Genomic DNA, 20207 nt, shown 5'->3' with positions numbered 1-20207 from the left:
GCAAAGCGAAGACCGCTTCGTAAAAGCGAATCGTTTTCGCGTCAGACGTTGAATTTTTTAATCTCGGAAAACAAAGATTCCGACAGCTCGTGGATGTCCTGCGCCTCTTGCGCCACCCGGCCGACGGCTTCGTCCTGTTCGGCGGCCGCGGCCACCGTTTCTTCGACGCCTGCCGCGGCTTGCTGGGCTACCGTCGCGACGACGTGCACCGCGTCGAACAGCTCCGCCTGCTTCGTCTTCGCTTCCTGCACCCGATCGCCGATGAGGCGAATTTCCGCGTCGAATGCGTCGATCCGCCGGACGATGTCGCCGAAGACGCCGCCGGCCTCTTTCACCGCGTCCCGCTGCTCGGTGAAGCTGTCCGCCGTCGAGGCCAGCGATTCCGCCGCTTCCTTGACGCCGCCGCGCAGCGAGGCGAGAATGTCGTCGATTTGCTTCGACGCCTCCGACGTTTGCAGCGCGAGCTGCCGAACTTCTTCCGCGATGACCGAGAAGCCTCTGCCGTGCTCGCCGGCGCGAGCCGCCTCGATCGAGGCGTTCAGCGCCAAAATATGCGTCTGCTTCGAGATATCGTGAATCGCGTGGGTCATTTCCGTAATCGCGCTGGAGCGCCCCTCCAGACGGTGCAGCGACTCCGCCATCGTCCGCAGCGCGCCGCCGGTCCGTTCCGCGCTCGCTTGCAGCGCCTGGACCGTCTCCGTCCCCGCTTTCGCCGACCCTTTGGCCTCGGTGCTCGCGGCGAGCAGCACGTCCGCCGACGAGCGGATGCCGTCCATGCGCTCCTCCAGCTCCCGAATCGCGGCGACGCTCGCTTCCGACTGCTCCGCTTGGCGGGCCGCGCCGCCCGCGATTTCCTCCATCGCCCGCACGATCGACGCGTTCATCTCCTTCGTCGACGCCGCGAACGAGCGGAACCGTCCGCTGTGCGCTTGGAGCGATTCGGCGATCCGTCTCGTCTCCGCGAGCATGCCGCGCACCGCGGCGACGCTCGCGTCGAAGCTGTCGCTGAGCCGTCCGAGCTCGTCGCGGCTGCTCGACGCGATGCGCTGCGACAAGTCGCCGCCGCGCACGCGCTCGATGCCCCGCTTCAGCGCGGAGATCCCTCTGGAGAGCGAAAGGACGATGAACGCGGCGACGGCGATCGCCAGCGCGACGGCCGCCGCCGTCGACCAGAGCGTCACGCCGCGCGTCTCGCGGATCAATTCCGCGAATTGCTCCCGCGCCGCCGCGTCCGCGGCCGAAAATTCGGCATTGAACGAATCGACGAGCTGAAAAATCGTTTCTTTATGAATCTGCGAGGCGTTGTAAGCCGCTACGCCCATCGAATGCTTCCGCTGCGCGTCGATCGACGCGTCCGCCATGAACGCTTCCGACCGTTCGAAATTGCCGACGAACTCCTTCGACACCGCGGCGAGGCGCGCCCGCCAGTTGCGCTGGTCCCGCGTCTCCGCCGAGGCGCCGACCGCTTCGATCAACCGTTCGAGCTCGGGCACCGACGCATGATACTGCTCGGCGAGTTCCGGCTTGCCCGACAGCAGATAACCGGCGGCCGTGGCGTCCATTCGCTGCACGACCGTCTTCAATTCAGCTGCGACCTGCTGGCGCTCCGACAGCGCCCGGCGCTGTTCGTCCTTCAGGCCGAGCTGCTCGAGCCGGAGATGAGTAAAAACGGCGGCCGCGGAAAAGATAAGGAGGATTGCGGCGAATCCCACTGTGACGTGCATGGCTAGCGAGAGGCGCAGCTGAAATCGGGGGGATTTCCAAAACGGGACTTTGTACATAAGACGCGACTCCTCCTAATACTTGCAATATCCTGCTCTTGTCCTAACCCGATGCTACCATGCGTCTATTAGAAGAAGATTTACGAATTGTAAACGCAATGTCAAAACCGCTCGAACAGAGGATCGAAACGTGTCGACGCGGCGGCCGGCGCTGTCGACGCAGGTTCGGCCGCGGCCGCGGAACGATTCGATTTTACAGAAGTTTTACAAAACCCCGGAACAACGTTAACACTGGGGGCGTACCATTGGTTTCAGCAAGTAGAAAACGAAATTTATTTCAAGGAGTGGTCTGAAGTGTCGAAAGAATGGTTGCGCAAAGGATCTTTGCTGCTCGTCTCGGTCGTCTTGATGATCGTGGTGGCAGCATGCGGCGGCGGGAACGCTGGCGGAGACGAACCGGCTCAAGATGCGACTCAAGGAGCAACGACGGAAACCCCGACGGAAGCAACGCCCGCTGAAGAAACCGGCGCAAATCTGACCGGCGATATCAAGCTCGAAGGTTCCTCCACGGTATACCCGATTTCTGAAGCGGTCGCTGAAGAATTCATGGCTATGCACGAAGGCGTGAACGTAACGGTCGGTCTGTCCGGATCCTCCAACGGTATCAAAGCGATCATCAACGGCGAAGCGGACATCGCGAACGCATCCCGTTTGATCAAGGATAAAGAAGTAGCCGAAATTCAAGCGAAGGGCGACGACGTCGTCGAAATGCCGGTCGCTTACGACGGCATCACGGTCGTCATCCACCCGGAAAACGACTGGGCAACGGAAATGACGGTCGAAGAACTGCAGAAAATTTGGCAAAAAGACAGCACGATTAAGAAGTGGAACGAAGTCCGTCCGGAATGGCCGGATCAACCGATTACGCTGTTCGGCCCTGGCACGGCGTCCGGTACGTTCGAATACTTCACGGAAGCGATCAACGGCGAAGCGAAAGTATCCCGCGAAGACTACACGCCGTCTGAAGACGACAACGTTCTGGTACAAGGCGTATCCGGCGACAAGTATGCACTCGGCTACTTCGGTTATGCATACTACGAAGAGAACGCAGACAAGCTGAAAGCCGTAGCGATTAAAGAGACGGCTGACGCGCCGGCAGTCGCGCCTTCGATCGAAACGATCGGCAACGGTTCCTACAAGCCGCTGTCCCGCATGATCTACATCTACCCGCTGAAGAGCGCGCTTGAGCGTCCGGAAGTGCAAGAGTTCATCAAGTTCTACATGAGCGAAGAAGGCGGCCAAACGCTCTCGGAAGAAGTCGGTTACGTCCGTCTCGGCCAAGATCTGTACGACAAAAACCTCAGTGCTCTTCCGCAATAAAAGTTCCCGTCAAAAGCACTGCGAGGTTCGACAAAATTTGCTATAATGTTTGAGGTTGATCAACCGTGGCGATTCATGGAAATGTGAATCGTCACGGTTATCGACTTATAACACCTTTTTGAAACGGGAGCTGGATATGGATAACCCAAGCAAGAGAACCGAGATTACCGGCAGGAAGAGCTTGCTTTCCTCCGACGTCATCATGCCCAAAGTGCTGCTGCTCTTTGCGGCGATATCGGTGCTGACCACCGTCGGCATCGTATTCGTCTTATTGGAAGAATCGTTCCGATTCTTTAAACAGGTGCCTCCGCTCGAGTTTTTCACAGGAACGAAATGGACTCCGTTGTTCGCGGATCCCCATTACGGCGTCCTGCCGCTCGTCGTCGGCACGATGGTCATTACCATCATTGCCAGCATCGTAGCGTTGCCGCTCGGGCTCGGCAGCGCGATCTATTTGAGCGAATACGCGCCAGACGGCGTCCGCGCCGTGTTGAAGCCGGTATTGGAAATTTTGGCGGGCATCCCGACCATCGTATACGGTTTTTTTGCGCTGACGTTCGTAACGCCGATCATCCGAACCATTCTGCCGGAAACCCAGGTGTTCAACGCGCTCAGCGCGGGCATCGTGGTCGGCATCATGATCATTCCGATGATTTCTTCCTTAAGCGAAGACGCGATGAGCGCCGTGCCGGCAAGTTTGCGGAACGCCGCGTACGCGCTCGGTTCGACGAAGCTGGAGGTAGCCGTGAAGGTTGTCGTTCCGGCGGCGTTCTCGGGCATCGTCGCTTCGTTCGTATTGGGATTGTCGCGCGCCGTCGGCGAAACGATGATCGTGACGCTGGCCGCCGGAGCTCTGCCGAGCATGAGCGTAAATCCGCTCCAAAGCGTGCAGACGCTGACGGCGTATATCGTATCGGTCGCAAGCGGCGACACCACCTTCGGAAGCGCGCAATATTTGACGATGTATTCGGTAGGCTTCGTGCTGTTTATCATCACATTGGCAATGAATATTCTGGCAGGCTACATTTCGAGAAAGTTTAGGGAGGAATATTGATGGCTCGGACCAAGCAAGAAGTCCGCATCGCGAACCGAAAGCGGATGAATGCCGTTTTCCACGGCTTGTTCCTCTCCTCCACGTTGATCGGGGTGCTGGCGCTTGTCATGCTTTTATATCAAGTACTGTCGCAAGGTCTCGGCTGGCTGGATTGGGATTTCCTGACCAGCAACTCGTCCCGCAGGCCGGAGCGCGCGGGCATATACACGGCGCTCCTCGGCACGCTGTGGATGATGGCGATTACGGCCCCGCTCACGTTCATCATCGGCGTGGCGACGGCGATTTATTTGGAGGAATACGCGAAGGACACGCGGATGTCCCGACTGATCCAGACGAACATTTCCAACCTGGCGGGCGTGCCTTCCATCGTGTACGGGATTTTGGGCTTGACGATTTTCGTTCGTACGTTCGCGTTTGACCAAAGTATTTTATCGGGCGCACTGACGATGACGCTGCTCGTGCTCCCGATCATTATCGTGGCTTCGCAGGAAGCGATCAAAGCGGTCCCTGGCAGCCTCCGCCAGGCGTCGTTCGCGCTCGGCGCGAACCGTTGGCAGACGATCATGCGCGTGGTGCTGCCGTCGTCCATGCCGGGCATTCTGACGGGTTCGATTTTGTCGCTGTCCCGCGCGATCGGGGAGACGGCTCCGCTCATCGTCGTCGGCGCCGCCGCCTTTATCATCCGGCCGCCGGACTCGCTCATGTCGCAGTTTACGGTGCTCCCGATTCAAATTTATACGTGGGCGAGCCAACCGAAGGCCGAGTTCCAAAACATTTCCGCCGCTGCCATTATCGTATTGCTCATCATCTTGCTGGGCATGAACGCGCTGGCCATCATTTTGCGGAACAAGTTCCAGAAGAGAACGTGAACGTAACGAACAAGCTGACGGGCGTCCGGGACGCCCTGAATATTAGGAGGAATACGAATGTCCAGCACGGTCGTAGACATTTCGGATTTGAATTTGTACTATACGAATTTTCATGCGTTGAAATCAGTCGGCATGCAAATTAAAGAAAAGTCCGTCACCGCGTTCATCGGTCCGTCCGGGTGCGGAAAGTCGACCCTCCTACGCACGCTGAACCGCATGAACGACATGATCAAAGGGGTCCGGATCACGGGCAACATCGTCATCGACGGCACGGATATCTACGATCCTTCGGTCAACGTCGAACTGCTGCGAAAAAAGATCGGCATGGTATTCCAGCAGCCGAACCCGTTCCCGAAATCGATTTACGACAATATCGCGTACGGTCCTCGCATCCACGGCACGACGAAGAAATCCGAACTGGACGATATCGTCGAGAAGAGCCTTCGCGGCGCGGCGCTGTGGGAAGAAGTGAAGGGCAACCTGAAGAAGAGCGCGTACGGCTTGTCGGGCGGCCAGCAGCAGCGTCTTTGCATCGCGCGGGCGCTGGCGGTCAATCCGGAAATTTTGCTGATGGACGAACCGACGTCGGCGCTTGACCCGATCTCGACGCTCAAAATCGAAGAATTGATCCAAGAATTGAAAGATAGGTATACGATCATTATCGTAACGCATAACATGCAACAAGCGGCGCGCGTCTCCAACGACACGGCGTTCTTCTTGAACGGGGAAGTCGTAGAATTCAACGAAACTGTCAAACTGTTCTCGAATCCGCGAGATCAGCGTACGGAAGATTACATCAGCGGCCGCTTCGGCTGATTCAACACTCCGAGAGATTATTACATAGTAAAGGGGTTCTTCACAGATGGCCTTACACCGGCAACAATTTGACGCTTCCTTGCAAGAGCTGCGTCAAGCTTTGATCGAAATGGGCGGAAAAGTCGAGCAAGCTATTATGGATTCGGTCGCGGCACTGCGCGACAACAATCTGGAGCTGGCGGAAGAGGTCATCCGGAAAGACCCGGAGTTGAACGATGCGGAAGAGAAAATCATCGAGATGGGAACGAATTTGATCGCGCTTCAACAGCCTGTGGCTAAGGACTTGCGCCGCATTCTCGTCTCGTTCCGGATGGCTAGCGATTTGGAGCGGATGGGCGATCTCGCCGTCGACATCGCGAAAGTCGTTCGCCGCATCAACGGCGAGCCGCTCGTGAAGCCGCTGATCGACATTCCGCGCATGGCGGGCCTCGTGCAGCAAATGACGGCGGACAGCTTGAAGGCCTACACGGAAGAAAACGTCGACCTGGCGTATAAAATGGCGGGCATGGACGACGAGGTGGATCACCTCCACAGCCAAATTTTGCGCGAACTGTTCGTGTTCATGGTCGAAAATCCGAAAACGGTCAACCAATCGATTTTGTTGTGCTTCGTCAGCCGATACTTGGAACGCATGGCCGACCACGCGACCAACATCGGGGAAAGCGTCGTTTATCTCGTGATGGGCAAGCGGCCGGATTTGAACCAGTAATCGCGTATAGGGGTGTTCGCCTTGATCCACCTTACGTCCTTGCAGGTCCGGCTGCTGCAGAAAATCTCGTCGCGTCTCGCGCAGGGAGCCGTCGGACTCATATATTTGGACATCGTCAACCTAGAAAGGATCGAGACGAAATACGGCCGACCGTACGCTGAACAGCGGCTGCTGTCCGCCCGAACGGCGATCGACGAGCTCCGGGCAACGTTCTCGGACGTCTTCGGTCAGAAGACGGTCGGCGACGACTTGTTTCTTTATGTGTTCCTGGGCGACGCGCCGCCGGACATGGCGTATCAGGCGCTCGAGCGGAGGGCGGAGGAGCTGCATGAGCGGCTGACCGCCCTGCTCCGCGGTACGCTGCCCGGCGACGCCGCGCTCGAACTCGCTTTCGGCTGTTCCCTGCTTCGGGAATCGGAAGAGCGGGAGCTCGAGACCGTCATTTACACAGCCATGAAGCAGGCGATTCGCCATGCCAAGGAACGGTCGAGGAATGGCGGTCACGCGTCCCATTTGCAAGAGTTCTATTCGATTTTGGAGGGACGGCGCATCACTTCCGTCTACCAGCCGATCGTGGCGCTGGACGGCGGAGCCGTCTTCGGGTACGAAGCGCTGACGCGCGGGCCCGAGTCGTCCCCTCTGCGTTCGCCGCTGCAGCTGTTTCAGCTCGCGGAGCGGGCGGACATGCTGTATGCGCTGGACAAAATGACGCGCGAACGCGCGATTTTGGGCTGCGACGGATTAGAACGTCATCAACGCATCTTCCTCAACATCCCCGCCCACATCTTCCACGATCCCGATTTTTCGCCGGGCCAGACGATGGCACTGCTCGCGCAGCGCGGGCTGTCGCCGCGGAACGTCGTGTTCGAAATTACGGAACGCAGCTCGATCGAGGACTTCTCGACCGTCAAGCGCGTGATCGATCATTACCGCAGTCAAGGCTACCGGATTGCCATCGACGACGCGGGCGCCGGGTATTCCTCGCTGCAGGCGATCGCCGAAATCCAACCCGATTACATCAAAGTCGACCGTTCGCTCGTCCAAGGCATTCATCAGGACAAGGTGAAGGAATATATCATGGAGACGTTCATCGCCTTCGCCAAACGGATGAACATCAAAGTGATCGCCGAAGGCATCGAGCATGCGGAGGAGCTGGACAAGCTGATCCGCCTCGGGGTCCATTACGCTCAGGGCTATTACTTGGGGCGTCCGCAGCCGAAGCTGCTGCCCGTTACGCCGGAGGCGGCGGAGACGATTTTGTCCGTCAGCCGCAGGCTGTCGGGATCGGGCGGCCTGCGCACGATCGGCGACATCGCCGCGCCGGTGAAGACGTTCGCCTCGACGGCCGCAGTATCCTCGGCCGCGATGTATTTCCGCGACCATCCCGAACAGTTCGGCGCGGTCGTCGTGGACGACAAGCGTCCGGTCGGCCTGCTGATGCGGGACGAGCTGTTCAGGAAGCTGGCGGTGCAGTACGGCATCTCGCTGTTTTGGAATAAGCCGGTCACGGTCATCGCCGACGAGCGTGCGCTGACCGTAGAGGCGTCCACGCCGCTCGAGACGGTGTCGTCGCTCGCCATGCTGCGGGAAACGGACAAACTGTACGATCTGGTCATCGTCACGGACCGGGGGGAGCTGGCCGGAGCGGCGAGCGTGCGGGACATCCTGGAGCAAATGACCACGATCCGCATGGAGCACGCGCGCGTCGCCAATCCGCTCACCGGTTTGCCTGGGAACGTGCAAATCCGGCGGGAACTGCAGCGGCGCATCATGGAAGCGACGGGCTTCTCCGTGCTGTACATCGATCTCGATTATTTCAAGTGGTTTAACGATCAGTTCGGCTTCCAGCGCGGCGACGAGGCGATTCAGTTTACGGCCGACGTCATCCGCCAGGCGGTGGCGGTATGCGGTCATCCGAACGATTTCGTCGGGCATATCGGCGGAGACGATTTCATCGTGCTGACGGCCGTCTCCGAGCCGGAGACGTTCGCCGAAGAGATGGTCCGGCGGTTCGCCGCGGGCATCGACTCGTTCTACGAAGGCCAGCTGAAGCTGACGCTCGTCGAAGACCGGTACGGCAACAAGCACGAAACCGACGGGCTCAGCGTGTCGGTCGCCATCGTGCGCGTCCAGGATCCGACGCGCGTGTCGGGCGACGCGATTTCCCAAGCGGCGGCGGCCAGCAAGAAGCGGGCGAAGGAGAAGGCCGGCAGCGCGATCGCGATCGCCGTCATTCCGCAGCCAGCAGCGTCCGAAGCAGCCGCGGCAGCGCCGTAAGCGACGACGCGGTGCGGATGCGGTTCGGGCTGCGGCTCGGCACGAAGCTTAGGGAGCGGCTCGGCCCGCGGCGGAGCGGGGCGCTTCCCGCCTTTCGCCGAATCCATACCGCCTTCCAGCCGGCCCGCAGCGCGCCTTCGACGTCGTGCCGGAACGAATCCCCTACCATGACGCAGCGCTGCGGCGGCACCTCGAGCTTCTCCGCGATGCGGCGGAACAGCCGCGGATCCGGCTTGCGCGCGCCGCCGTCCGTCGCTGCGGCGAACAGCCGCGACTCCGGCACGAACCGGTGCAGCCGCAGACGGCTGAAGATCGCCGCGGCGTCTTCCGCGGGCAAATTCGTCACGATCGCAAGGCGATAGCGGGCGGCCAGCCGCCGCATCGTCTCCTCCGCGCCATCGACGAAGCCGGCTCGCTCCGTCTGCAGCCGGCGGCACTGCCGTACGATGAACAGCATCGTCCTCTCGTCCCCGTCGATCGGCATCGCTGCCGCGGCGTCGCGGACGGCGTCGGCGCGGCGCTTGCCCGCGCGCCGGGCGCGCCGATAGCGCCGGATCGCGTCTCCGATCGCGGCCGCGGCCGCCTCGCTGTCGCTCCACCGCCCGACCCACTCCTTAAGCGTGACTCGCAGCGCCGCTTCGTAGGCGCCTTCCCACTCGATGATCGTATCGCTCAAATCGAAGCATACCGCCTCGTCGGACCGCGCCTGCGCGCCCTTGCGCCCGCCCGCCATTCGCATCCCCTCCTCATCTTGTTCTAACATTATGCATCCGCCGAACCGCTATGCTATGATGAAATCAGTTTCGAAAACATTGAGGTGTTTTCTATTGGCGAAGTGCCTGTTAATCGACGGAAACAGCATCATTAATCGCGCGTTTTATGCGCTGCCTCCGCTAACGAACGGAGCCGGGCAGCATACGAACGCAGTATACGGCTTTACTACCATGCTGCTGCGCATGATCGAAGAAGAGAAGCCGACGCACGTGCTCGTCGCGTTCGACGCCGGCAAGCGGACGTTCCGCCACGAGGAATACGGCGACTACAAGGGCGGTCGGTCGAAGACGCCGTCCGAGCTGTCGGAGCAGTTCCCGCTGCTCAAGGAGCTGCTGCGCGCGATGAACGTGCAGCAGTTCGAAATCGAAGGCTACGAGGCGGACGACATTATCGGCACGCTCACGAAGCGGGCGGAGCAGGAAGGCGTGGAGACGGTCGTCGTCTCCGGCGACAAGGACATGCTGCAGCTGGCCTCCGAGCGCGTGCGGATCGCGCTCACGCGCAAAGGGATCAGCGAAACGGAAACGTACGATCCGGAAGCGATCAAGGAGAAATACCAGTTGACCCCTCAGCAGATCATCGACCTGAAAGGGCTCATGGGCGACGCGAGCGACAACATCCCGGGCGTCCCGGGCGTCGGCGAGAAAACGGCGCTCAAGCTGCTGCATCAGTTCGGCTCGGTCGAAGGCGTGTTGGAGCACATCGAAGAGCTGAAGGGCAAGATGAAGGAAACGATTCGAGAGCACGCCGACAGCGCCCGGATGAGCAAGGAGATCGCTACGATTTACCGAGAGGTGCCGATCGACATTCAGTGGGACGAGCTGTCGTTCGGCGGCTTCGATCCGGCGGGCACGCGGACGATGTTCCAGAAGCTCGAGTTCAAATCGCTGCTCGAGCGGCTCGCCATCGGCGGCGGCGCGGAGCCGGCGGCGGAAGCGGCGGCCGTCACCGTCGCGATCGTCGACGAGCATAACGCGTCGGCGCTGATTTCGGCGCTGCCGGACGTCGTCGGGGTCCACGTCGAAGCCGCGGGCGAAAACCCGCACCTCGCCGAAGTGGTCGGCGCGGCGTTCTACGCGGACGATGATCGCGCGTTCTATGCGCCGGCGGCGTTCCTCGCGAGCGAAGCGGCCGCCCCGCTGCGGGCGTGGCTGGCCGACGAGAGCGCGGCGAAGACGATGCACGACGCGCATAAGGCGGAGCTCGCGCTCGGCTGGCGCGGCATCGAGCTGCGCGGCGTCGCGTTCGACACGATCCTCGCCGCGTATTTGCTCGACCCGACGGAATCGAGCCACGCGCTGAGCGACATCGCGGCCAAATACGGCGTTGCGGGCCTCCCGTCCGACGACGACGTGTTCGGCAAGGGCGCGAAATTCAAGCTCCCGGCCGTCGAGGCGCTGGCGGAGCATTTGGCGCGGAAAGCGCGGGCGGCCGCGGAGCTGGCCGACAAGATGCGGGCGAAGCTGGCCGAGAACGAGATGGAGAAGCTGCTGTTCGAACTCGAGCTGCCGCTGTCGTTCGTGCTCGCCCGGATGGAGCGCCGCGGCGTCAAGGTAGACGTCGAGGAGCTGCAGCGGTACGGCGCCGAGCTGACGGAAACGCTCGAAACAATCGTCGCGACGATTTACGAGCAGGCGGGCGAGCCGTTCAACCTGAACTCCCCGAAGCAGCTCGGCGAAATTTTGTTCGAGAAGCTGGGGCTGCCTCCCGTCAAGAAGACGAAGACGGGTTATTCGACCGACGCCGAAGTGCTGGAGAAGCTGGCGCCGTACCACGATATCGTGAGCAATTTGCTCCATTACCGGACGCTGTCCAAGCTGCAGTCGACGTACGTCGAGGGGCTGCAGAAAGAGGTGCGGGCGGAAACGGGCAAAATTCATACGTATTACCGGCAGACGATCGCGGCGACGGGCCGGCTCAGCAGCCAGTTCCCGAATTTGCAGAACATCCCGATCCGAACCGAGGAAGGCCGGAAGCTGCGCAAAATGTTCGTGCCGTCCGAGCCGGGCTGGAGCATTCTCGCCGCCGACTACTCGCAGATCGAGCTTCGCGTGCTCGCCCATATTTCCGGCGACGAGCGGATGAAGGAAGCGTTCCAGAACGATATGGACATCCATACGAAGACGGCGATGGACGTCTTCGGCGTCTCCGCCGACGCGGTGGATTCGAACATGCGCCGGCAGGCGAAGGCCGTCAACTTCGGCATCGTCTACGGCATCAGCGATTGGGGCTTGTCCCAAAACCTCAACATCAACCGGAACGAAGCGAACGCCTTCATCGAGCAATATTTGGAGGTGTTCAGCGGCGTCAAACGGTTCATGGAGGACATTAAGAAGCAGGCTCGCAAAGACGGCTACGTGACGACGCTGCTCAACCGGAGACGGTATTTGCCCGAAATTCACTCGTCGAATTTCAACCTGCGCTCCTTCGCGGAGCGGACCGCGATGAACACGCCGATCCAAGGCACCGCGGCGGACATCATCAAGCTCGCCATGGTGCAGCTCGACGCGAAAATGCGCGAGGCGGGCGTGCGCAGCCGCATGCTGCTTCAGGTGCACGACGAATTGGTATTCGAGGTGCCGCCGGAGGAGCTCGAGACGATGCGCGTCATGGTCCGGGAGACGATGGAGAACGCGCTCTCGCTCGACGTGCCGCTGAAAGTGGACCTCGCCGTCGGCAGCAATTGGCACGACGCGAAGTAGTCAATATTCCGGCGACTTGCGGTATAATCGGGAGTTGAGGTGATAGAACGATGCCGGAGCTCCCGGAGGTAGAAACCGTGCGCAGGACGCTGGAGCGGCTCGCGGCGGGCAAGACGATTCGCCGCGTGGACGTGCGCCTCGCGCGCATCGTGCGGCGCCCGGCCGAGCCAGAGGCGTTCGCCCGCGCGCTCGAAGGTCTGACGATCCGCGCCGTGCAGCGGCGGGGGAAATTTTTGAAATTCGATTTGGAGCAGCTTGTGCTGCTTTCGCATCTGCGGATGGAAGGGCGCTACGGCTTGTACCGCGAAGGGGACGAGCTGGAGCCGCATACGCATGTCGTGTTCCATTTTACGGACGGCACCGAGCTGCGGTACCGGGACGTGCGCCAATTCGGCACGATGGATTTATATAAACCCGGCGAAGAGGAACGCGAAGGCCCGCTCGCGAAGCTCGGTCTCGAGCCGCTCGAGGACGCGTTCACCGAGGCCGCCTTCCGCGCGGCGGTCGCCGGGCGGAAGACGAAGATCAAGCCGCTGCTGCTCAATCAAGAATGCGTGGTCGGCCTCGGCAACATTTACGTCGACGAGGCCCTTCACGCGGCGGGCATTCACCCGGAGCGGAACGCCGACGCGCTGAGCCGCGCGGAGCTCGGCCGCTTGTACGAAGCGATCCGGAGCACGCTGCGGGCGGCGGTCGAGGCGGGCGGATCGTCCGTGAAATCGTACGTGAACGGCCAAGGAGAACAAGGCTCCTATCAATTCGCGCTGAAGGCGTACGGGCGCGAGGGCGAACCGTGCGCGGCATGCGGCGGGGAAATCGTCAAATTCGTCGTCGGCGGCCGCGGCACGCATATTTGTCCCGCCTGCCAGCCGCTTAAGGCGAAGCGCAGGAAGCACAAGTAAACTCGTCCCTCCATATAGTGGAGGTATCCAGCTTAGGCGGATGCCTTCGGGAGGGATATGTCGTGGTGGCCTTGTGGTCGATGCTGGCGCTGGCGCTTGCCGTCAGTCTGGACGGTTTGAGCGCCGGCATGATGTACGGAATCCGAAAAATTCGCATCCCGTTCCTGTCCGTAGGGATCGTGTCGCTATGCTCCGCGTTCGTGTTGTTCGGTTCGATGTCGTTCGGCGGCCTGTTCGTCGAACTGCTGCCCGAACGGGCGGCGCAGTGGATCGGCGCCTCGATTTTAATCGGGATCGGCGTATGGGCGATTGCGCAGATGCGCCTGACGTCGCGGCGCGAAGCCGAATCGGCGGAGCTGGAGGATGAGGCGAGTTCGTCCGCGGAGACGGTTCCCGCGGCCGAGGAGAAGACGCTCCTGCAGTGGGAAATTCGGCAGCTCGGGTTGATCATCCGCATATGGCGGACGCCGTCCATGGCGGACGTGGACCGGTCGGGCGTCATCTCCGCTTCGGAAGCGGTGCTGCTCGGGCTGGCGCTGTCGCTCGACAGCCTCGGCGCCGGGATCGGCGCGGCGCTCATCGGATTTCCGCCGGTCGCCACGTCGCTCTTGATCGGCGCGGCGAGCGGCCTGTGCATCGCCGGCGGCGTGAGGCTCGGCTTTCTGTTCGCCGGGCTGCGCTGGATCGAGAAGCTGACGCTGCTGCCGGGGTGCATCTTGATCGTGATGGGCATTCTAAAATTGTTGTAGAGGGGACATTTCGATTGAATGTCGGGTTAACGGGCGGCATCGCCTGCGGCAAATCGACCGTCTCCGGCATGCTGGAAGCGCGCGGCGCCGCGATCGTGGACGCGGACCGGATCGCCCGGGACGTCGTCCAGCCCGGGCAGCCGGCGCTTGCAGACATCCGCGAGGCGTTCGGCGACGAGGTGCTGCTTGAGGACGGGACGCTGAATCGGAAAGCGCTGGGCGCCGTCGTCTTCGGGGACGAGGCGGCGAGGCGCAAGCTCGAGTCGATCCTCCATCCGCGCATCCGCGCGGAGATGGCGAGACAGATGGCGGAATGGAACGAACGCGAGCCCGGCCGGCTCGTCGTCGTCGACATCCCGCTGCTGTACGAATCCGGGCTGGACAAGCGGTTTAATTTCGAGGAAATCGTCGTCGTGTACGTGCCGCGCGAGGTACAGCTGGAGAGGCTGATGAAACGCGACGGCTTGACGACCGAAGCCGCGGAGCAGCGGCTCGACGCGCAAATGCCGATCGAGCGGAAGAAGGAACTCGCGGACGTCGTCATCGACAACAGCGGCACGCTGGAACAAACCGAAGCCCAGGTCGATGCGTACCTGCGGCGGAAAGGTTGCCTCTAATGGCGGAAATCGCGAAGCGGCCGGCGTTCCGGAAAAAGCGAGTGTACGCCTTGCTGCTGCTGCTCGTGCTGTCGGTGCTGTATTTCGATCGGGGGCTGCTCGGGAAGCTGATGTATCCGATTCGCTTCGAGGCGGATATCGTCAAGCACGCGGAGGCGTATAAGGTCGATCCGTATTTGATCGCCTCCATCATACGGGTGGAAAGCAATTATCGGCTGGACAAGCGGTCCCCCAAAGGGGCGATCGGCTTGATGCAGCTCATGCCGCCGACGGCCGAGTGGATCGCGAAGCAGGAAGGCGACGAAGAGGCGCTCGACCGGCTGGACGAGGCGGACGCGAACATCCGGTTCGGCACGTGGTACATTCGCTCGCTCCGACTTCAATTCGTGCCCGCAGGCACGGCGAAAAGCGACGAAATCGCGCGCATCGCCGCGGCTTACAACGCTGGGCCGGGCAACGTCGAGCGTTGGCTGGCCGAAGGCGCTTGGAGCGGCACCTTCGCCGATATCGGACAAATTCCGTTCGGCGAGACGAGGCATTATGTACATCGAGTTCACTATTATTATCAAAAGTATGCCGAAACGTATCCCGAGCTCGGTTCATAGCCTATTGTCTCGTCAATCGTCGAAAAGGCTGCGCGACTTACCGTCGCGCAACCTTCCGACCTTACTGATAATTACTTGAATTGACCAGCCAGTTGCTGCTCGGCGATTTGCACCAGGCGGCGAGTGATGTGACCCCCGATCGCGCCCGTGTCGCGAGTAGCCATGTGACCATAGTAGCCGTCATTCGGAATTTGAATGCCCAGCTCTTGAGCTACTTCAAACTTGAGTTGTTCCAAAGCTTGGTTAGCTTGAGGAACTACCAAGTCGTTCGTGCTGCTGGAACCTGTACCCATTGTGTTCACCTCCTCGTCGTTGGTGATAGTATTATGTGCGCTTGCTTCTAAATCAAATCAGGTATTGTATGGTAAAAGGTTTGAAGGAAGGCGACTCGGGAAGGAGCGTGGCGAGATGAAATGCCCGTACTGCGATCATGACGGAACCAAAGTGTTGGATTCCCGCCCGGTGAACGATAATAAATCGATACGCCGGCGCCGGGAATGCGAGAAATGCGCGCGCCGGTTTACGACGTTCGAGACGGTGGAGACGGCCCCGCTCATCGTCGTCAAGAAGGACGGCAGCCGAGAAGAATTCAGCCGCGAGAAGCTGCTGCGCGGCCTCATTCGCGCCTGCGAGAAGCGGCCGGTGTCGGTAGAACACTTGGACCGCATCGCCGACGAGGTGGAGCGCGAGCTGCGCCAAACGGCAAGCACCGAAATCGAAAGCCGGGATATCGGCGAGTCCGTTATGCAGCGCCTGTACCACGTGGACGAAATCGCCTACGTTCGGTTCGCTTCCGTTTATCGCCAATTCAAAGACATCGACATGTTTATGAAGGAACTGTCCACGCTGCTCAACAAGTCGAATTGAGCGGCGCCGCCGTTCCGATCCGCCGATGTCGCTTCCGTTCAAACGCGGGGGGTTACGTATGAAACGACAACAAGATGCGGCCGCTAGGGTTTTATACGATTCCGATCGCCCGGACGCGGCGTCCGTCGTTCCGGCCGCCGCGAGACGAATTCATGTCAAATGCGAAGCCTGCGGCTGGAAAACGCAGCGCAGAGCGGACCGCGTCGGCGAATGCCGGCATTGCGCCGCGCCGATGACGGCGATCCCGGGATGGTCTTACCCGGTCGAACGCAAACGGAGAGCGTGGCAGGTCAAAAACCGCGCGCTCTATGACGCTCTCGTCTCGCGCGGCATTCGGTTTCCCGCCTTCGCCGGCGCCTTGGGCGTCTCGCTGCGAATGGTGGAGCGTTATTTATTTGCCGGCTCGCTGCCGAAGCCCGAGGTGCGCAAACGCGCCGCGGAGCTGCTCGGGATGGAAGAGTCGGACCTGTTCCGAATATAATGGGAAGCCCGCCCTTGCCGGGGGGCTTCTTTGCATTTTGTTTCATATTACATTGATCTTATACGTGTTGCGGCCGGCCGCTTTCGCCTCGTATAACGCTAAGTCCGCCTGTTTCATCAAGTCCTTCGTCTCGCAATTCGCGGTCGAAGGGCAAACAACGATCCCGATGCTCGTCGTGGCGTGGAAGACGTAATCTCCGATTGTCCAAGGCTTCCGGATGGAGTCGAGGATGCGCGCGGCGACCAGCTCGGCGCTGCGGACTTCACGCAGGTTCCGGAGCAGCAGGATGAACTCGTCTCCGCCAAGGCGAGACACCGTATGCGTGGCGGAGAGCGTGTCGCTTTCCCGGACGCAGTCCTGCAGGCGCGCGGCGAACCCTTTGATCAGCTCGTCCCCGACGTCGTGGCCCATTTGGTCGTTGACCGTTTTGAACCGGTCGCAGTCGAGCATCATCACCGCGAACGATTCGCCGCTGCGTTTGCTCGTCTTGATGGCCTGGTCCAGCCGGTCCAGAAACAACCTTCGGTTCGGCAGCCCCGTCAACGAATCGTGGTAAGCCAAATACGTAATTTGCTCTTCGTAGCGTTTCCGGTCGGTCACGTTGCGCGAGACGATCACGATATGTTTGATGTCGTTCTTTTCGTCCAGCACCGGCGTCATCGACGACTCCATCCATACCCAATCGCCGTTCGACGTCAGCTTGCGCAGTTCGATGCTGCGGGTCTCCTTGCCTAAGGCGAGCTGGGCGAACGCTTGCTGCAGCCGGGCCATATCCTCGGGATGGGTATCGTGGAAAATCGACTTCCCCGCATAATGCTCGGGTTCCCAGCCGAACGCGGACAGGTGGGACGGGGAGGCGTACGTATGGATCCCGTTGCGGTCCGCGAGCTTGATGACGTCCAGCGTATGCTCCGCGATGACCCGGAACCGCTGCTCGCTCTCCTTCAGCGCCTCTTCATACTGCTTCCGCTTACTGATGTCCCGCGAAACAACCAGCACCTTCGATACGTTCCCCCGGTCGTCGAGGATGGGCGTCCCCCTTGTTTCTACGTACAGCGGCTGCCCTTCGGCATTCCTTCGTTTAAATAAATATTCGACGACGATCGGCTGCTTGCTCTCCAACAGCTCCTTAAATTTGGCCATGACTTTCGGACGATCGCCTTCGTCGATCAGGGTTCCGGCTTTGTTCTCTTCGTAGAATGTCGGATTGATGCCAAGCACCTTGAGGTATGAAGGCGATGCGTAGGTTACTCGCAAATCCGGTTCTAAGATGGCAATCAAATCCGTCATGTTTTCGGCGATCAGGCGATATTTCTCCTCGCTTCGACGAATTTCCTCCTCCGCGAGCTTCCGGTCCGTAATGTCTCTATAGAACACCGTAGCTCCGTTGACTTGCCCGTTCCCGTCTTGAACGGGCGTGTAAGAGGCGAGAATGTTCAGGATGCGACCGTCCCGCGTAATCCGTTGCGTCTCATGATTTATGATCGATTGACCCTGCAAAAGCCGAGCGGAGATCGAAAGGGTATCATGTTTTAAGAAATCGGGGATGATCGTATACTCGGGTTTCAATCCCGTAACTTCGACCTCCGTGTAGCCGAACAGCTTCTCGAACGCTTTGTTGACTTTGACGATAGTACCATCCACGCTGACTAGGAAAATCGCTTCGGTCGTATTGTTCCAGAACGTTTCCAGCTGTTCCTTCGCGTCGCGAAGCGCTTCCTGCCGCGCCTTCTCGTCGGTGACATCCTTCGCGATGCCGTAAATGCCGACGATGTCGCCGTCGACGACAATCGGGATGTTCTGTACAGCGAGATCCACCCATCGTCCGTCTTTGTGCCGGATGGCCGATTTGTAGGATTGAGGCTCATTTTGGAGGGACATATAGAACCTTGCCAGCGTCTCGGCGGTGTATTCCGGTTGGACGAGCGGGAGGAACGACTGATGCAGCAGCTGCTCGACGGGATACCCGGTCACCTTCTTGACGCTTTCGTTTGCGCTTAAAAATTTCCCTTCCGAATCCAGCGTAAAGACGGCGTCGGGATGATGGGCGAACAAAGACTCGTACCGCTGGCGGCTGATCTCTAGTTCCCTTTCCATCGCTTTCCGCTGCGTAATGTCCCGGTAGGAGACGGACATGTATTTAACGGCGCCCTGTTCGTCGAGAATGGAAGAGTAGGTCGCTTCTGCGATGAGAACGGTCCCGTCCTTTCGTCTTCGCTGTACCTCTCTGCTGATGAATCGTTCGCCCCGGCGAAGCGATTCGATGATCGCAACCGCTTCTCCTTCCGCCCCGGGAGGGATCATTCCGAATTCCGCGGGAGTTCGGCCGGCCATCTCCTCGTCGCTCATGCCGAACATGTCTTGGAACGCGCGATTCGACAGGAGGATTCGTCCGTGCGCATCCCCAATGAGCAGGGCGTCCGCGGTGCCTTGGATTACGGCGTCCAGCATCCGGCGCTGGTTGTCGAGTTCGGCTTCTGCTATTTTACTGCGGCTCACGTCCCGGACCAAGCAGAAGACGTGAGTGCATTGTCCCTCCTCGTCCGCAATCGGATGAAGCGTAGAGACGCTTTCAAATCCCGCCGCTTCCGGGTCCATATCGAATTCGACGGGTTGCATGGTGCTGCAAGCCTTCTCGTACTGCTCTTGGAGAAAAGCGCCGAATTCGTTCGGATACACCTCTTCGATCGTCTTTCCGTAATCCGCTTCGGTCAGCGATGTGTGGCGGGAGGCGGCTTCGTTCAGAAACTCGTAGCGAAAGTTAAGCTTTCCTTCCCTGCGCTCCGCTTTCATGAGAAAGGCGATATCGTGCATGCTTTGGAAAATACGATAAAACAATGGCGCGTTCCGCATAAACGCTTGTTCCGACTGCTTCGACATTCGTCGTCGTCCTTTCAATGCCTCGGTCGTGCTCGTTACGACCGGAGCGGGGCTTGCTTCCCCTCTTTGGGGGAAGGATTGCCAACAATGGGGGAAATCATTCGACGCGGCGGGTTGAATCCGCTGATGAAATTTTTATTGCAATAGGCTGTGGAGTTGTTGTATAATCGATCTTGCTTGCTCCGAAGGATGATGGTTCTGAGGGAGTAAATACGGGCTCTTAGCTCAGCTGGGAGAGCGCATCGCTGGCAGCGATGAGGTCAGGGGTTCGATCCCCCTAGAGTCCATAATGAACAAACAAATAAAGGCGAAAACTCCTTGTCCTGCAGGGAGTTTTCGCCTTTTATGCGGGTGTTGCATATTTAACAGCACCATCAGAATGATGGGTTTGATCAGGTATGCATTTCCACTTGTTTGTGCTGCCTCATTCGGGTATATTAGTCATCCGGCCATTTAAGCATAAGAAACAGACGGTTGGGAAAAATTAGAGGTTGATCTTACGAATGACCTTGTGTTAATCTAGTCTTCCGGCCGCGAGAGCGAGTCGGACAAGCAAGACAAGCTTGCTCCTTGAAAACCGAACATGAGCGATATACGCGTCTTCGATGCTTTAGCCGGCATCGAGGACAAAAGTAAGACCAGGTTGAATGAGTTCAGTTGAACTACCCTTTTTGGAGAGTTTGATCCTGGCTCAGGACGAACGCTGGCGGCGTGCCTAATACATGCAAGTCGAGCGGATCTTATCCTTCGGGATAAGGTTAGCGGCGGACGGGTGAGTAACACGTAGGCAACCTGCCTGCAAGA

General features: G+C 59.8%; 17 protein-coding genes, 1 tRNA gene and 1 rRNA gene. 15 read left to right on the top strand and 4 right to left on the bottom strand.

Annotated features, from left to right (window positions below; genetic code table 11):
- Positions 1-41: 41 nt before the first annotated feature.
- Positions 42-1781, bottom strand: coding sequence for a methyl-accepting chemotaxis protein (locus tag VE009_RS01240; RefSeq protein ID WP_325005566.1), 1740 nt, complete (start codon positions 1779-1781; stop codon positions 42-44).
- A 294-nt stretch (positions 1782-2075) separates the two neighbouring features.
- Here VE009_RS01240 and VE009_RS01235 point away from each other — a divergent pair, with 294 nt between their 5' ends.
- The 6 genes from VE009_RS01235 to VE009_RS01210 all read left to right on the top strand — a co-directional run bounded on the left by VE009_RS01235 (position 2076) and on the right by VE009_RS01210 (position 8826).
- Entirely contained in the window at positions 2076-3101 is a 1026-nt protein-coding gene (locus VE009_RS01235; protein WP_325005565.1) for a PstS family phosphate ABC transporter substrate-binding protein, read from the top strand.
- A 136-nt stretch (positions 3102-3237) separates the two neighbouring features.
- A complete protein-coding gene (gene pstC / locus VE009_RS01230; protein WP_325005564.1) occupies positions 3238-4155 on the top strand; it encodes a phosphate ABC transporter permease subunit PstC in 918 nt (305 codons plus the stop codon).
- Entirely contained in the window at positions 4155-5024 is an 870-nt protein-coding gene (pstA, locus tag VE009_RS01225) for a phosphate ABC transporter permease PstA (protein WP_325005563.1), read from the top strand. Before pstC ends, pstA begins: the two co-directional genes overlap by 1 nt.
- Positions 5025-5081: 57 nt before the next feature.
- Complete coding sequence (gene pstB / locus VE009_RS01220) at positions 5082-5840, top strand: phosphate ABC transporter ATP-binding protein PstB (RefSeq protein ID WP_325005562.1); 759 nt, start codon at positions 5082-5084, stop codon at positions 5838-5840.
- 46 nt (positions 5841-5886) lie between these two features.
- Positions 5887-6549 (top strand): phosphate signaling complex protein PhoU, encoded by a 663-nt coding sequence (phoU, locus tag VE009_RS01215; protein WP_325005561.1) that lies wholly within the window; start codon positions 5887-5889, stop codon positions 6547-6549.
- A 21-nt stretch (positions 6550-6570) separates the two neighbouring features.
- Positions 6571-8826, top strand: coding sequence for a bifunctional diguanylate cyclase/phosphodiesterase (locus VE009_RS01210; RefSeq protein ID WP_325005560.1), 2256 nt, complete (start codon positions 6571-6573; stop codon positions 8824-8826).
- Here VE009_RS01210 and VE009_RS01205 read toward each other — a convergent pair.
- The gene (locus tag VE009_RS01205) at positions 8780-9559 is read right to left on the bottom strand and encodes an HAD family hydrolase (RefSeq protein ID WP_325005559.1); all 780 of its coding nucleotides are present in this window, start codon (positions 9557-9559) and stop codon (positions 8780-8782) included. The genes VE009_RS01210 and VE009_RS01205 overlap by 47 nt on opposite strands.
- A 94-nt stretch (positions 9560-9653) precedes the next feature.
- Between VE009_RS01205 and polA the strand changes: the two genes are divergently transcribed.
- The 5 genes from polA (at position 9654) to VE009_RS01180 (ending at position 15175) form a co-directional block, all read left to right on the top strand.
- Entirely contained in the window at positions 9654-12302 is a 2649-nt protein-coding gene (gene polA, locus VE009_RS01200) for a DNA polymerase I (protein WP_325005558.1), read from the top strand.
- A gap of 50 nt (positions 12303-12352) precedes the next feature.
- Positions 12353-13204 carry a DNA-formamidopyrimidine glycosylase gene (gene mutM, locus VE009_RS01195; protein ID WP_325005557.1) on the top strand — a complete coding sequence of 284 codons (852 nt, stop codon included), beginning with the start codon at positions 12353-12355 and terminating at the stop codon, positions 13202-13204.
- Positions 13205-13266: 62 nt separating this feature from the next.
- Positions 13267-13953 (top strand): sporulation membrane protein YtaF, encoded by a 687-nt coding sequence (gene ytaF, locus VE009_RS01190; RefSeq protein WP_325005556.1) that lies wholly within the window; start codon positions 13267-13269, stop codon positions 13951-13953.
- Between the two features lie 14 nt (positions 13954-13967).
- On the top strand, positions 13968-14570 hold the full coding sequence (gene coaE, locus VE009_RS01185) for a dephospho-CoA kinase (RefSeq protein ID WP_325005555.1): 603 nt from the start codon (positions 13968-13970) through the stop codon (positions 14568-14570).
- On the top strand, positions 14570-15175 hold the full coding sequence (locus VE009_RS01180) for a lytic transglycosylase domain-containing protein (protein ID WP_325005554.1): 606 nt from the start codon (positions 14570-14572) through the stop codon (positions 15173-15175). Before coaE ends, VE009_RS01180 begins: the two co-directional genes overlap by 1 nt.
- Positions 15176-15246: 71 nt before the next feature.
- Here the strand turns inward: VE009_RS01180 and VE009_RS01175 are convergent, their stop codons facing one another.
- Positions 15247-15468 carry an alpha/beta-type small acid-soluble spore protein gene (locus tag VE009_RS01175; RefSeq protein ID WP_325005553.1) on the bottom strand — a complete coding sequence of 74 codons (222 nt, stop codon included), beginning with the start codon at positions 15466-15468 and terminating at the stop codon, positions 15247-15249.
- A 115-nt stretch (positions 15469-15583) separates the two neighbouring features.
- Here VE009_RS01175 and nrdR point away from each other — a divergent pair, with 115 nt between their 5' ends.
- Positions 15584-16042: a transcriptional regulator NrdR gene (gene nrdR, locus VE009_RS01170; RefSeq protein ID WP_325005552.1), complete on the top strand. Its 459-nt coding sequence runs from the start codon at positions 15584-15586 to the stop codon at positions 16040-16042.
- Positions 16043-16100: 58 nt separating this feature from the next.
- Complete coding sequence (locus tag VE009_RS01165) at positions 16101-16523, top strand: hypothetical protein (RefSeq protein WP_325005551.1); 423 nt, start codon at positions 16101-16103, stop codon at positions 16521-16523.
- 42 nt (positions 16524-16565) lie between these two features.
- On the opposite strand, the gene VE009_RS01160 is transcribed toward VE009_RS01165, so the two are convergent.
- The gene (locus VE009_RS01160) at positions 16566-19403 is read right to left on the bottom strand and encodes a PAS domain S-box protein (RefSeq protein WP_325005550.1); all 2838 of its coding nucleotides are present in this window, start codon (positions 19401-19403) and stop codon (positions 16566-16568) included.
- Between the two features lie 214 nt (positions 19404-19617).
- Here VE009_RS01160 and VE009_RS01155 point away from each other — a divergent pair.
- Both VE009_RS01155 and VE009_RS01150 read left to right on the top strand, forming a co-directional pair.
- A tRNA-Ala gene (locus VE009_RS01155) sits at positions 19618-19690 on the top strand.
- A gap of 381 nt (positions 19691-20071) precedes the next feature.
- Positions 20072-20207, top strand: a 16S ribosomal RNA gene (locus tag VE009_RS01150); the annotation flags it as partial.

The organism is Paenibacillus sp. (assembly GCF_035645195.1).
Taxonomy (GTDB): domain Bacteria; phylum Bacillota; class Bacilli; order Paenibacillales; family YIM-B00363; genus Paenibacillus_AE.
Note: the sequence above shows the minus strand (reverse complement) of the source record. Positions and strands in the feature narration are given on the sequence as shown.

Bases quoted from the DNA above. Each gene is read 5' to 3' on its own strand.
- VE009_RS01240 (WP_325005566.1), bottom strand. From the start codon at position 1,781: ATGTACAAAGTCCCGTTTTGGAAATCCCCCCGATTTCAGCTGCGCCTC.
- pstC (WP_325005564.1), top strand. From the start codon at position 3,238: ATGGATAACCCAAGCAAGAGAACCGAGATTACCGGCAGGAAGAGCTTG.
- pstA (WP_325005563.1), top strand. From the start codon at position 4,155: ATGGCTCGGACCAAGCAAGAAGTCCGCATCGCGAACCGAAAGCGGATG.
- pstB (WP_325005562.1), top strand. From the start codon at position 5,082: ATGTCCAGCACGGTCGTAGACATTTCGGATTTGAATTTGTACTATACG.
- phoU (WP_325005561.1), top strand. From the start codon at position 5,887: ATGGCCTTACACCGGCAACAATTTGACGCTTCCTTGCAAGAGCTGCGT.
- VE009_RS01205 (WP_325005559.1), bottom strand. From the start codon at position 9,559: ATGGCGGGCGGGCGCAAGGGCGCGCAGGCGCGGTCCGACGAGGCGGTA.
- mutM (WP_325005557.1), top strand. From the start codon at position 12,353: ATGCCGGAGCTCCCGGAGGTAGAAACCGTGCGCAGGACGCTGGAGCGG.
- VE009_RS01180 (WP_325005554.1), top strand. From the start codon at position 14,570: ATGGCGGAAATCGCGAAGCGGCCGGCGTTCCGGAAAAAGCGAGTGTAC.
- VE009_RS01175 (WP_325005553.1), bottom strand. From the start codon at position 15,468: ATGGGTACAGGTTCCAGCAGCACGAACGACTTGGTAGTTCCTCAAGCT.
- nrdR (WP_325005552.1), top strand. From the start codon at position 15,584: ATGAAATGCCCGTACTGCGATCATGACGGAACCAAAGTGTTGGATTCC.
- VE009_RS01165 (WP_325005551.1), top strand. From the start codon at position 16,101: ATGAAACGACAACAAGATGCGGCCGCTAGGGTTTTATACGATTCCGAT.
- VE009_RS01160 (WP_325005550.1), bottom strand. From the start codon at position 19,403: ATGTCGAAGCAGTCGGAACAAGCGTTTATGCGGAACGCGCCATTGTTT.